Consider the following 13,668-nt stretch of genomic DNA (forward strand, 5'->3'; position numbering starts at 1 on the left):
GAAAATATGGATTACATAAACCTGTCCACACAAATTAAAGAAAAGGGAATTGACAATATTGATATTGCAGTGGTTTTAGGCTCCGGGTTGGGCTTTCTTGCCGATGAAGTTAAGGGAAAAACAATTGAATATGGAGAAATAAAAGGATTCCCCAAACCAACAGTTGAAGGGCACAGCGGCAAAATGGTTTTAGCTCAAATAGGGAATAAAAATGTATTGTTCTTTCAGGGAAGGTTTCACTTTTATGAAGGTTACTCTATGAAGGAAGTTGTTATTTTCCCGAGGATAGCAAAGCTTTTAGGAGCAAAACTATACCTAGTTACAAATGCAGCAGGCGGAATAAACTCTGAATTTAAACCAGGAGATTTGATGGTTATTAAAGACCACTTAAATTTAATGGGAACAAACCCTCTTATAGGAAAAAATCACAGTGAATTTGGACCAAGATTTCCTGATATGACTGATGCATACAGCCCTAATTTAAGAAAACTTTTATTTGAAATAGGAGACCAGTTGGGGATAGAGCTTCAAAGCGGTGTTTATGCTGCATTAACTGGGCCAAGCTATGAAACACCTGCTGAAATAAAGATGCTTCAAGCATTAGGAGCAGACGCGGTGGGGATGTCAACCGTGCCTGAAGTTATTGCAGCGAGGCATGCAAACCTGAAAGTTTTAGGGGTATCCTGCATAACAAACTTAGCCGCTGGAGTTTCAGAAAACCCTCTATCTCATGAGGAAGTGCTTGAAACCACTGAAAAAGTAAAGTATCATTTTGGTAAGTTAATAATGAAATTCTTAGAAACGGTGGAGTTATGAGAAAGATTGAAGCGTTACAAATTCTTAAAAACATAATAAAAAAAGCATACTGTCCGTATTCAAATTTTCCTGTAGCTGCGCTTGTAGAAGACAATAACGGGGAATATGCTACAGGAATTAACGTTGAGAATGCTTCTTTCGGCCTCACAGTATGCGCAGAAAGAATAGCAATGTTTAACTTTGTTGTTAACGGATTTAAAAATCCCGTAAGGCTTTTTCTATATGCCCCTACTGAAGATTTTACCCCTCCTTGTGGAGCATGTAGACAGGTTTTAGCAGAGTTTAATCCTGATATGGAGATAATTTTATTTAATAAAGAGGAAAATTTTACATCATATAAATTAAGTGAATTGCTGCCCCAATCTTTTAGTGGGGAGAATTTAAAGGGAAAACAATGATTATTCAATGTCCTGAGTGTTTGAAGAAGTATAAATTTGACGAATCAAAATTTGAGGGAAAACCTAAAAAAAAGGTTAAGTGCCCCCATTGCGGAACAATTTTTGAAATAACAAACCCTGTAACAAAAAAGCAGGTTGATGACTCAACAAAGGTGTCAACAAGCAACAAAAAACTGAAAGAGATTCAAAAGGCTTTAAAAAATAAATCTTTTAAAGAGAATAAGTACTCTCTCGCTGTGCTTGAAGGACCCCTTGCAGGGAAAATACTGCCTATAACAAAACCAGTTGTTTCAATAGGTAGAGCAAAGGCAGATATAAACATACCTGACCCGGAAATTTCACGAATTCACTGTGAAATTGTAATATTACCTGACAAAGTCTTACTCAGAGATTTAAATTCAACAAATGGAACATATTTTGATAATTTGAAGATAACAGAAGTAGAGATTGGGAATAGAGATGAGTTCACCATTGGAGACACCACCCTAATGTTAATAATCACCCCTAAAAATTCCCCTGAAGAAGTATGATAAAAACTGCAATTGTCTTTGGCGGAAAAAGCCCTGAACATCCAATATCAATTCTGTCTGCAAAGGCTGTTTACAAAAACATTGACAGAGAAAAGTTCGATGTATCCCTCATTGCCATTACAAAAAATGGAGATTTTTTCTCTGGAGAAGGTGCTTTTGAATTTTTAGAAAATGGAGACAAATCAAAGGTCAAACAGGTTGACTGTGGAATATTCAAATTATTTGATGTAATTTTCCCGGTTCTTCACGGGCCTTATGGAGAAGACGGAACAATCCAGGGGATGCTTGATTTTCTGGGAGTGCCCTATGTAGGTTGCGGAGTTGAAGCCTCGGCAATCGCCATGCACAAGGGAATTTCCAGAGACCTATTTAAAATAGCCCAAATACCTCAACCAGAATACATCTACTTGACAAAAAAAGAAAAGGAGCAAGGCTTAAAAGATGCACTTGAAAAATTAAATTTCCCATTATTCGTTAAGCCATGCAGAGGTGGATCAAGTATAGGAATAACAAAGGTAAAGCATGCTGAAAAATTTAAGGATGCTGTAGAGCTTGCCTTTCAGTACGATAGTGAAGTAATTGTGGAAGAGGGGATAAGTGTAACAAAAGAACTGGAAGTAGCAGTTTTAGGGAACCACAACCTTATAATTTCTCCTCCAGGGGCTTTAATACCTGGTGATGAATTTTACACATATGAAGACAAATATGTTGAAACAAAAACAAAATTCTCTATTCCTGCAAAAATTCCCAAAGAAGTTGAAATAAAAATAAAGTCATATGCAGAAAAAGCGTTTAAAGTTGTAAAAGGTAAAGGTATGGCGAGAATAGATTTCCTATATGATGAAAATGAAAACAAAGTATTTTTAAATGAAATAAACACAATTCCCGGCTTTACCGAAATCTCAATGTATCCCAAACTTATGGCTCTTTGCGGATTTACTTTTAAAAAACTCACCACAAAACTCATTGAATTAGCTTTAGAAAATGATTGACAACTACATAGACTGGCTGGAATCAAAAAACATAGTATTAAATAATGACCAAAAAGACAATCTAAATAGATACACAAACCTTGTTAATTACTGGAACAAAAAAGTGAATATAACAGCTGCAAAAGATTTAAAGGAGATTGTTGAAAGACATATTTTAGATTCTTTAATGCCTCTAATTGTGGGCTTTGACAATGAAAAGAGCGTAATTGACCTTGGAAGTGGTGGAGGTTTTCCTGCTATACCACTTGCTATAATACTTAAAGAAACTAAATTCCTATTAGTGGAAAAAGTAACAAAAAAATGCGCTTTTTTAAAAAGGGTAAAGAGAGAGTTAAACCTTAAAAATATAGAAGTTGAAAACTCTCTTTTTGAAGAGATAGACTATACTGTACCCCAGACAATGATAACCAGAGCAGTAAAAATTGATAAGAAAATTGAAACATATTGCAAAGAAAAAGGTATAAAAAAACTGTATTCCTTCCACTCAACAAAACCGGTAGGTGTGGATTTATATGCTGAGTATATCTTACCGGGGGAAAATAAAGTAAGGTATATAGCCAGAAGGGAGCTACATGGATAAGATAATCTCCAACATATCAATATTAAAAAGCATAGTAGAAAACTCGAAAGTAATAATAATGATAACAGATATAGAGGGTAAAATTTTGTATGTAAATAAATACTTCACAGAGGTAACAGGCTATACAAGGAAAGAAGTATTAAACAAAAATCCCCGTTTTTTAAAATCGGGAGTTCTGCCTGAAAGTTTTTATAAAAAAATGTGGGGCACTATAACAAAAGGGAAAACCTGGCAGGGAACATTTATAAACAAAAAAAAGGACGGGACAATTTATTACGAAAATGCAACAATTTCTCCAGTTTTGAACGAAAACAAAGAAATAGAGTATTTCGTTGGCATAAAACATGAAGTAACGGAAAGAGAAAATTTAATAGACGAAACAACAAAAAATATATCCCATTTTATCCCTTTAGGTGTTATTGTTACAGATTACGAGCATAAAATAGTTTTTATTAATGAAACTGCTTCAAAAATTTTTAATATTAAAAGGAAACAGGCTTTAAACAAATATTTTGAAAAAATTTTCGAAATTAAAGATATTCACACTAACAAGAGAATTAATATTTATGACTTTGTGAAAAACACAAAAAAACCTTTAAAAATTGACAAAATCATTTTTCAATTTGAGAAAAAATCTATAATCTCCGAATTGTTTATAACCAACATTATTAAACACAATAAAGTGTTTGGCCATGTTATCATGTTTAACGACATAACCTTTAAAGAGAAAAAAAGTGTTGAAACAATATACAAAGAAGACATAGAACAACTAAGTGTGTTCCTTATGGGTTTTACTCATGACTTTAACAATCTTCTTGCTATTGCATCAATGAAATTACAAACTGCAAAAATGCTAATTGATAAAGATTTAGAAAAGGCAAAAGAAAGAATTGATTATGTCGAAAAAACCATAGAAGAGATTGGCAATTTAATAAAAGATTTCTTTGAAACGGTTGCTTCTGTGCCTGTCGCTTCGCTGGTAAACATCAACAAATTAATAGAAAATATTATTTTTGAATTCGAAAAAAAATTCCCATTAGTAGAATTTAAAACAGAGTTTGAAAATGAGTTTACAATTTCTTTAGACAGAGAAAAAATATACTTTACTCTAAAATCAATTATTAAAAATGCAATAGAGGCGCAAGAGGAAAAAGGAGTTGTTGAAATTTCAGTAAAAGAAGCACCAAAAGAAGAAATCCTTTCCACTCCTCTGAAAAAAAACTCTTATATAAAAATTTCAATAAAAGATTACGGAAAAGGAATAAAAAAAGAGCACCTGCCACTACTGTTCACCCCATACTTTACTACAAAAGATAGAACAAGTGAAAAAAAGACTGGGTTAAGCCTTGCAATATGCAATTTCAATATAAAAAAACAGGGTGGATATATCAAAGTTATAACAGAAGAAGGAAAGGGGAGTGAGTTTATAATTTATCTTCCTATAAAATAGACAATGAAGATTTTTAAAATATCTGTCATAATTTATTTATAAGAGAAATTGGAGTTAATATATGGATGGGAAACAAATTGTTATAGTTGAAGACGAAGCCACTTCCAGGCTTGCAATGGAAAAGGCTTTAAAAAAGAAAAATTACAATGTCATTTCATTTGAAGACAGCATAAAAGCACTTGATTACATTAAAACAAATGCCTCATACATAGACCTTGTTATTACAGATTTCAGAATGCCTGGAATGAACGGGCTTGAATTAATCGGTGAGGTAACAAAATTACAATTTGACATAAGCATAATACTGGTTACTGCTTTTGGCAGCATTGAATCAGCTGTTGAGGCAATGAAGTTAGGAGCCGATGACTACCTTGCAAAACCTATTGATATGTTTGAACTTAGAAAAAGGGTTGAAAAGATAATAAACAACAAAAGATTAAAAAGAGAGGTTGACAACCTTAAACAGAGGATTGACAAATTCTATTCATTTTCAAACATCATCGGCAAATCTCCTGAAATGAAGCGCCTTTTTGAAAAAATCCTCACAGTAGCTCCTACAGATGTTACAGTGTTAATCACAGGGGAAAGCGGAACGGGAAAAGAGTTGATAGCAAATGCAATACACCAGAATTCACCGAGAAAAAACAACCTATTCCTTCCTATAAACTGTGCAGCAATACCCGGCGAAATACTTGAAAGCGAATTATTCGGACATGAAAAAGGGGCCTTCACAGGAGCAGTTTCCCAGAAAATGGGTAAATTTGAATTAGCCTCAAACGGCACTCTGTTTCTTGACGAAATAGGGGAGATGAGCCTTGATTTGCAGGCTAAACTATTAAGGATTATAGAGCAGAAAGAGTTTATGAGGGTAGGCGGAAATAAACTGATAAAGGTTAAAACAAGGATAATCGCCGCAACAAACCAGAACCTTGAAGAACTTGTCAAAAGCGGAAAATTCAGGGAAGATTTATACTTCAGACTGAAGGTTGTTCACCTTAAAATCCCCCCACTAAGGGAAAGAAAGGGAGATATTCCCCTTCTTGTAAACCACTTTATAAAAAAATTTGGAGAAACACACAATAAAGAGGGGGTATCAATATCTCCTGATGCACTAAAAATCCTTGAACACTACCCATGGCCTGGAAATGTTAGAGAATTGCAAAATTTAATTGAAAGCCTTATTATTTTTTCAAATGGAGATATTATTGAACCTCAGCATCTACCTGAAGAAATTATCGAAAAATCAACATACAAAACAGAAATCAAACAACAACATATACCTGATTTAGAAGATTCGGTTATAATTAAATTAGGAGAACCTCTTGAAGAAATTGAAAAAAGGGTTATATTAAAAACATTGAGAAAGTTTAAAGGCAACAAAACACATACTGCTAAGGCACTTGGAATAGGACTTAGAACCCTTCATAGAAAATTAAAAGAATACGGAGAAGAAGGATGAAAAAAGTAATTGTAGTAGACCCTGACAAAAAGTTCTGGAAGGATGTTGAAAAGGTTATTAACACAGATATCTGCGAAGTAATCTTTCTGGAAAACGGACAAAGCCTCATGGGTAAACTTAAAGAAGAAGATTTTGATTTAATTATTCTAAACCTTGAACTCCCGGACAAAAATGGATTTATCTACTGCAACCAGATTAAAAAAGATTCAAAATTAAAAAACATTCCTATAATAATAACCTCTTCTGAAAAGACACAACAGGACTTTGAACAGCACAAAAAACTTAAAGTTAGGGCAGATGAATACCTGCAAAAACCAATCTCAATAGCAACCCTTAAAAATACAATTAAAAACTTTCATCCTGACATAATTCTTGAACCTAAACTAAATAAGCAAAATAATCAAAAAGAAGAAACCCACATAAAAGTTGACGATTTTGACGAAGAAAACATCGATAAACTGCTTGATGAAACCTTTGTCGGACTTATTGAAGAAGAACCTAAACCTACTCCACCAAAAGAAAGTGTTGATAATTCAGATACTTCTGTACTCCAAAAACAAATAGAAGAACTTGTTGAAGAAAATATGACTCTAAAACAACAAATTGAGGAATTACAGGGGGGAACCGAAGGGGAAAAAATCCTTAAAGAAGAAAATGAGAAACTAAAAGAGGAAATAACACAATTAAAAGAGAAAATGAGAAATCTTGAGAAAGAAAGCGAAAGTGAACTTGAAAAAGAAAACCAGAAACTAAAAGGTGAAGTTGATGAACTTAAAAAGCAAATTGACAAAATGGAAGCTGAACTTAACCAGAAAAAAGAAGAATTAAAGGAATTGAATGTTCAACTAATTGCAACTCAAAAAGAAAAGGGCTTTTTAGAAAAAGAAAATAGAGAACATTTGATGAGTATAACAAGTTTGAAAGCAGACTTTGAAGAAAAACTGCATGAACAGGAAAACTTGATAAGCGCATTGCAAACAGAGAAAGAAAGTCTCTTTAACCAATTAAATGAGGCTACAAACGAGCTTGAAGAAAAGAACAAATTTATATTAACCTTGCAGGAAGAGTCCGCCAAACTAAAAGAAGATACAAAAACCCTCAATCAAAAACTAAACTCAATGGAACAGGAATTAAACGAGCTTAGAGAGTTTAAAACTAACACTGAAAACCAGATAGTAGAACAAAACACCCTGATTTCAAATCTGCAAAGAGATTTGAACATTGCAAGGGAGGCAAAATCTGCACTTGAAGAAACAGTTTTTGATTTAAAAGAAGAAACAAAAACAATTCAGATGGAAGTTGAAAACAAAGCAAAAGAAAATGAGTTATTAAAACAGAAATTAAGCGAATCTGAAGAAAGAATAAGAAAGCTTGAAGAAAAGATAGAAAAAATAAGACAGATAACTTCTGAATAAATATAAAACGGAGAACAAATATGACGAAAAAGAACAAAAAAATCAAGCTCACCTTAATACCTTTGCTTGTGTTAGTATTAATGCTTTCAGGATGCAGGAAGAAAAAAGACGATATGGATTTTAGAATTGTTCTATCAAAACACTTTACAGCAATACACAAAAAAGATTACAAGGCTTTAGCCTCAACATTATACCTTTACGATGAAATACTAAACAGGTTTGGGGAAGAGGGGGCAAGCAAAATAGAGTTTAAAAAACAGATTGATTCAATATATGAGGATTATAAAAAAGACCTTGAAAAGGGGGAGATAACCTTTGACCCCTATGGAATAAAAGCAGCAAAGATAATGGGATTGGGAAAGGGGTTTTACTATTTAACGGTTAAATTTGAAATGAACAAAGAAGACGGATATATAATTCTGAAACACTCCTTTTCTTATGATAAATTTGACTACTCAATCTATCCATTGGGAACAAAACTATTCTTTTTAGGCTGCCCACTGGGGAAGATTTACACCATAGTAAGAGGCCAGACATACAAGAAAAATACAAGGTTTTATTTAAAAGAAATCCAGACAAAGTGGTATTTCAAAAGGGATTTGAACAATAACTGGAAAATAGTTAAAATGGAAGTCTTGAAAGACACTGCAAAGTGTCAAAAGAGTTTTAGAATAAAGTATTAAAGGAAACAAAATGAAATCAAAATTAGGAATATCGTTAGGCGGCGGAGCAGCAAGGGGATATGCACACTTAGGTGTGCTAAAAGTCCTTGAAGAAAATGGAATTAAGCCATCTTTTATAACAGGCACATCAATGGGAGCAGTTTTAGGGGGGCTTTACGCTTACTTTGGAAACATTGAGGAAACAATAAACCACCTTGTTGAATTTCTGAAAACAACAGACACAATAAACCAGAAAATATATAAAGTTATAATTGAAAGCGAAAAAGAGCCTGTTAACTTTGTTGAAAACATAATGCAATTTGTTAGAAAAGGCATAATATACGGCAAAGCCTTAACTTCAAAATCAATGGTTCCTGAAGAAGTATTTAATAAAGTATTTGATAATTTAATTCCTGATGTTAACATTGAAGACTTAAAAATCCCTTTCGGGGTAATCGTTACTGAGATTACCGAAGGGGAAGAATTAATGGTAACTAAGGGGAATTTGAAAAAGGCTTTGAAGGCTTCAAGTGCAATTCCTGGAGTTTACCCGCCCTTAATTGACGGGGATAAAATCTATATTGACGGTGGCTGGACAAACAAAAACCCTGTAAGGCCGTGCTATCAATTGGGGGCAAGCGAGGTTATTGCGGTATGCGTTGCAAGGGAACTTGAAGACACAAGCGACTTTCAAATAGGAATGGATTTGATAATAAGGTCAAATGCAGTATCAATGCACAGGCTGGGACAATTGCAAAAAGAAGAAGCATCACTGGTGCTTTACCCAAAAGTTGAGCATATACACTGGGCTGATTTTGCAAGGTATGAGGAAGGAATTGCAAGCGGTATAGAGTGTGCAAAAAATGAATTAAAAGAAATTAAAAAGATTTACGGAAGGAGCAAATGGACAGGATTGATAAAATCAAAGAAAAAGTATATACGGGAAATCTCCCTATAAGCGATAAAGAGGCTTTAACATTATTTGAATACAACAACCTGCTTGAAATCGGCCATTTAGCAGACAAAGTAAGGTGGCAAATCCACCCAGAAAAGGTTGCATCTTTTGTTATAGACAGAAACATAAACTATACAGACGGGTGTGTTACAGGTTGTAAATTCTGCGGATTTCATAAAAAACCGGAAGAATGCACTACATTGGACTTTGACACATTGCTAAAAAAGGTGGAAGAAACAGTTAAACTTGAAGGCACAGGCATACTTTTACAGGGGGGAATGAACCCGCTATTACCCTACTCTTTTTACATTGATATGCTAAAAACTATAAAAAACGCATTCCCTCAAATTGACATACACGGTTTTTCTCCCCCTGAAATTCAGTACTTCTCAAAGCACTTTAACAAACCGGTGAAACAGATTTTAGAAGAATTTATTGAAGCAGGGCTTGACTCAATACCAGGGGGCGGGGCTGAGATACTTTCAGATAGGGTAAGGGAAAGGATAAGCCCTAAAAAATGCTCATCTGACGAATGGATTGAGGTAATGAGGGAAGCCCACAAATTAGGCCTTAAAACAACAGCAACAATGATGTTTGGCACAGGGGAAAGTTTTGAAGATAGAATTGAACACTTTAGAAGAATAAGGGAATTACAGGAAGAAACAGGCGGTTTTGTTGCATTTATTGCCTGGACTTATCAGATTTATAAAGGAAGGCTAATCCAGTTTGAAAACACGGCTTATGACTATCTTAAAACCATGTCAATTGCAAGGATTTACCTTCATAATGTACCAAACATTCAGGCTTCCTGGGTAACCCAGGGCAAGAAAATCGGGCAGGTTGGCCTGAAGTTCGGGGCAAACGATTTAGGAAGCACAATGATTGAAGAAAATGTCGTAAAAAGCGTCGGGGTATCCCACACAATATCAAAAGAAGAGATAATAAGGCTAATCCACGACGCAGGATTTGATGCAGTGCAGAGAAGAAACACTTATGGATTTGTAAAAAAATACCCGAAAGAAAGAAAGGCTGTATGAAAAAAATTCAAATATCAAACTTTATTGCAAACTGGGGAATAAAAGAGGAAACAGCAGTAAAACAACTTGCAAAAAAATACGGAATAGACGAAAAATTTGTATCAATAAAAAAAAGGGCTCTTGATGTTAGAGGAAAAAAACCAAAGGGGGTTTACACCTTTCACATTGAATATAACAAAGAAACGGAAAAATTGTTAACAAACCCAAACACAAAACTAATAGAGTACAAAAGCCTTGAAGAAACAGTAAAAGAGATAAAACCAAAGAAAATTAAACCTGTAATTGTCGGTTTTGGACCGGCAGGGCTTTTTGCAGCACTAACCTTTGTTGAAGCAGGCATTGAACCGATTATTATTGAACGGGGGAAGCCTGTTGAAGAGAGAAGCAAAGATGTAAAAAACCTGTGGGAAAATTCAGTATTAAACACAAACAGCAACACACTCTTTGGAGAAGGGGGGGCAGGCACATTCTCAGACGGAAAACTTACAACAAGGATAAACCACCCTTACACAGACTTTATAATTGAGAAATTTGTTCAATTCGGCGCAAAGCAGAGAATAAAGATTGACGCAAAGCCTCACATAGGCACAGACAGGCTTATTAAAGTTTGCAAAAACGCAAGGGAATACCTTATAAAAAAAGGTGCAAAGATTCACTTTAACCACACCTTTATTGATTTTGAACAAAAAAAAGACAAAATCTCAGTAAAAACAGACAAAGGGGAATTTGAGGGAGACTTTCTATTTCTTGCAATAGGCCACTCTGCAAGGGATACCTATAAAATGCTATACCAAAAAGGAGTTGAATTAGAGCCAAAACCGTTTGCGGTTGGAAGCAGGGTTGAACACCCTCAAAATGTTATAGACGAAATAATGTACGGAAAAAACAAGAGAGACGATTACGGATTACCGCCTGCAAGCTATCAATTTGCATGGAATGGCAAAGACGGAAGGGGGGCATACACCTTTTGCATGTGTCCAGGCGGGGAAGTAATACTCACGGTAAACGAAGAAAATACCCTCTGCGTAAACGGAATGAGCAACTCTAAAAGGAATTCCCCCTTTGCAAATGCTGCATTGGTTGCAAAAGTGCCTGTTAAAGCATACTTTAAAAACTCCCCATTAGACGGAATAGACTTTCAAAGAGAGATTGAAGAAAAGGCATACTCACTTGGAATACCGGGATACATGGCACCGGCACAACACGGAATAGACTTTGTAAACGGGAAACTCTCAGGAAAAACAATCTCGTGTTCATACAGGCCAAAAACATACTCCTACCCTCTTCACGAATTACTCCCAGAATTTGTGGTAAAGGATATGAGAAACGGCTTAATAGAGTTTAACAAAAAAGCAAGGGGATTTCTGTCAAATGTAACAAACCTTATAGGGGTTGAAACAAGGACATCAGCCCCTTTGAGAATAAAGAGGGAAAAAGACTTTAAAAGCACATCACACAAAAGAATAATCCCAATAGGGGAAGGCTCAGGCTACGCAGGCGGCATAATGTCATCAGCCTTAGACGGGATAAAATCCGCACTAACAATTTTACAAAGTTAAAAAATTATTAAGCATTTACCATAAAGGATTTTGATTTCTGAATAAAGTATTGTTTAAAGATAAAATTTTAGTAATTTGAAGTTCAAAAAATCAACAAAAATGTTTGAATTAATAAAATGGATTTATTAACCTTGCCTTTCTTGCTTAAAATGGATTTAGGTTCATTTTATTGGTGCAAGGAGTTTGTGGTATAATTAATCAAAAGAAATTTTAGGATTTAGCAATGAAAAAGCTTCCAATTGGATTGAATAGTCTGGAAAAAATAATTAAAGGCAATTATGTTTATGTTGATAAAACAGAAAAGATTTATCAGTTGATTGACAATGGAAGCTATTACTTCCTTTCCCGTCCGAGAAGGTTTGGCAAAACATTAACAGTTGACACACTTAAAAACATCTTTGAGGGTAACAAGGAGATATTTGAAGGCTTATACATTTACGACAGGTGGGATTGGGATAAGAAGTATCCTGTAATCAGGATAGATTTTAGCGAAATTTCTGCAGAAAATTCAAATACTCTTAAAGAATTGCTTTTAAGAAGGTTAAAGGAAATTGCAGAAGAGAAGGGAATAACCGATATTGATGTAAATCATCATGGATTTTATTTAAGAAGCCTTATTCATAATTTATTTAAAAAGCATAAGTTACCAGTTGTAATTTTAATAGACGAGTACGATAAGCCTATTCTTGACAATATAGAGAATCCTGAAAAGGCAACAGAAATTCGCGACATACTTGCAGACTTTTACGGAGTACTAAAGGGATTAGATGAATACCTGAAGTTTGTGTTTTTAACAGGTGTTACCAAATTCAGCAAGGTAAATCTATTCAGCAAACTCAACAATCTTGAAGATATTACACTTGACCCCCGATACTCAACACTTTGTGGTTACACAGATGAAGAGTTAGAAAGATACTTTTCCGAATACCTTAAAAATGTTGACAGAAAACTGGTAAAACTCTGGTACAACGGCTATTCATGGCTTGGGGAAAAGGTATACAACCCTTTTGATATACTTCTCTTTATCTCAAAAGGTTTTCAATTCCGCCCATATTGGTTTGAAACAGGCACGCCAACATTTCTATTAAAACTAATGAAAAAAAACAAATATTACATACCAGAACTTGAAAACATAGGGGTTACTGACAGTGTATTGGGAAGTTTTGATGTATACACAATGAGAGTTGAAGCATTACTCTGGCAAACAGGATACTTAACCATAAAAGACACGGTAAAATTTGCAGCAAGGCAAAAATACATACTATCCTATCCCAATTTAGAGGTAAAGATATCCTTAAACGAAAGCATACTAAATTACCTCACATCCCTTGATGCAGCAACTTACGACAGAACCTCAAACGGAATATACCAGAGTTTATTAAACGGAGACATAGAAAACCTGATTTCTAATTTAAAAACACTCTTTTCCTCAATCTCATACACAAACTTTACAAAGAACGAAATAGCCTCTTACGAAGGATACTATGCAAGCGTAATATACACATACTTCCATTCCCTTGGAGTTCAACCGATTGCAGAAGATGTAACAAGCAGGGGAAGAATAGACTTAACCATAAAAATAGAAGACAAGGTTTATATCTTTGAATTCAAGGTAATAGAGGAAGAGAAGGACAACAAAAATCCCCTTGAACAGATAAAAGAGAAGAAATACTTTGAAAAACACAAAAATGAAGCTAATGAAATCTATCTTATAGGCATAAGTTTCAGCAAGGAAGAGAGAAATATAACTTCGTACAGTTGGGAAAGGGTTTAGAAGTTGTCCCGTCCTGAAAAAAGGGAATCTAACCTCACTCT

The 13,668-nt window shown here is 34.5% G+C and carries 13 protein-coding genes; all 13 read left to right on the forward strand.

Features of this window, described 5'->3' with window-relative positions; genetic code table 11:
• Window positions 1-6: 6 nt before the first annotated feature.
• The 13 genes from TTHT_RS06975 to TTHT_RS07035 all read left to right on the forward strand — a co-directional run bounded on the left by TTHT_RS06975 (window position 7) and on the right by TTHT_RS07035 (window position 13,627).
• On the forward strand, window positions 7-816 hold the full coding sequence (locus tag TTHT_RS06975) for a purine-nucleoside phosphorylase (RefSeq protein WP_201327254.1): 810 nt from the start codon (window positions 7-9) through the stop codon (window positions 814-816).
• The gene (gene cdd / locus TTHT_RS06980; RefSeq protein ID WP_201327255.1) at window positions 813-1,214 is read left to right on the forward strand and encodes a cytidine deaminase; all 402 of its coding nucleotides are present in this window, start codon (window positions 813-815) and stop codon (window positions 1,212-1,214) included. Before TTHT_RS06975 ends, cdd begins: the two co-directional genes overlap by 4 nt.
• Entirely contained in the window at window positions 1,211-1,744 is a 534-nt protein-coding gene (locus TTHT_RS06985; protein WP_201327256.1) for an FHA domain-containing protein, read from the forward strand. The genes cdd and TTHT_RS06985 overlap by 4 nt, the downstream gene beginning before the upstream one ends.
• The gene (locus TTHT_RS06990) at window positions 1,741-2,736 is read left to right on the forward strand and encodes a D-alanine--D-alanine ligase family protein (RefSeq protein WP_201327257.1); all 996 of its coding nucleotides are present in this window, start codon (window positions 1,741-1,743) and stop codon (window positions 2,734-2,736) included. The genes TTHT_RS06985 and TTHT_RS06990 overlap by 4 nt, the downstream gene beginning before the upstream one ends.
• Window positions 2,729-3,316 carry a 16S rRNA (guanine(527)-N(7))-methyltransferase RsmG gene (gene rsmG, locus TTHT_RS06995; RefSeq protein WP_201327258.1) on the forward strand — a complete coding sequence of 196 codons (588 nt, stop codon included), beginning with the start codon at window positions 2,729-2,731 and terminating at the stop codon, window positions 3,314-3,316. The genes TTHT_RS06990 and rsmG overlap by 8 nt, the downstream gene beginning before the upstream one ends.
• Window positions 3,309-4,766, forward strand: a complete 1,458-nt coding sequence (locus TTHT_RS07000; RefSeq protein ID WP_201327259.1) for a PAS domain S-box protein — start codon at window positions 3,309-3,311, stop codon at window positions 4,764-4,766. The genes rsmG and TTHT_RS07000 overlap by 8 nt, the downstream gene beginning before the upstream one ends.
• A gap of 61 nt (window positions 4,767-4,827) precedes the next feature.
• Window positions 4,828-6,225 carry a sigma-54-dependent transcriptional regulator gene (locus tag TTHT_RS07005; RefSeq protein WP_201327260.1) on the forward strand — a complete coding sequence of 466 codons (1,398 nt, stop codon included), beginning with the start codon at window positions 4,828-4,830 and terminating at the stop codon, window positions 6,223-6,225.
• Window positions 6,222-7,640: a response regulator gene (locus TTHT_RS07010; protein ID WP_201327261.1), complete on the forward strand. Its 1,419-nt coding sequence runs from the start codon at window positions 6,222-6,224 to the stop codon at window positions 7,638-7,640. The genes TTHT_RS07005 and TTHT_RS07010 overlap by 4 nt, the downstream gene beginning before the upstream one ends.
• Window positions 7,641-7,660: 20 nt before the next feature.
• Window positions 7,661-8,323, forward strand: coding sequence for a hypothetical protein (locus TTHT_RS07015; protein ID WP_201327262.1), 663 nt, complete (start codon window positions 7,661-7,663; stop codon window positions 8,321-8,323).
• Window positions 8,324-8,333: 10 nt separating this feature from the next.
• Window positions 8,334-9,260 carry a patatin-like phospholipase family protein gene (locus tag TTHT_RS07020; protein ID WP_201327263.1) on the forward strand — a complete coding sequence of 309 codons (927 nt, stop codon included), beginning with the start codon at window positions 8,334-8,336 and terminating at the stop codon, window positions 9,258-9,260.
• Complete coding sequence (mqnC, locus tag TTHT_RS07025; protein ID WP_201327264.1) at window positions 9,206-10,294, forward strand: cyclic dehypoxanthinyl futalosine synthase; 1,089 nt, start codon at window positions 9,206-9,208, stop codon at window positions 10,292-10,294. The genes TTHT_RS07020 and mqnC overlap by 55 nt, the downstream gene beginning before the upstream one ends.
• Entirely contained in the window at window positions 10,291-11,853 is a 1,563-nt protein-coding gene (locus tag TTHT_RS07030) for an NAD(P)/FAD-dependent oxidoreductase (RefSeq protein ID WP_201327265.1), read from the forward strand. Before mqnC ends, TTHT_RS07030 begins: the two co-directional genes overlap by 4 nt.
• A gap of 223 nt (window positions 11,854-12,076) precedes the next feature.
• Entirely contained in the window at window positions 12,077-13,627 is a 1,551-nt protein-coding gene (locus TTHT_RS07035; protein WP_201327266.1) for an ATP-binding protein, read from the forward strand.
• Window positions 13,628-13,668: the final 41 nt, after the last annotated feature.

It is taken from the genome of Thermotomaculum hydrothermale (genome assembly GCF_016592575.1).
In the GTDB taxonomy this organism is placed as follows: domain Bacteria; phylum Acidobacteriota; class Holophagae; order Thermotomaculales; family Thermotomaculaceae; genus Thermotomaculum; species Thermotomaculum hydrothermale.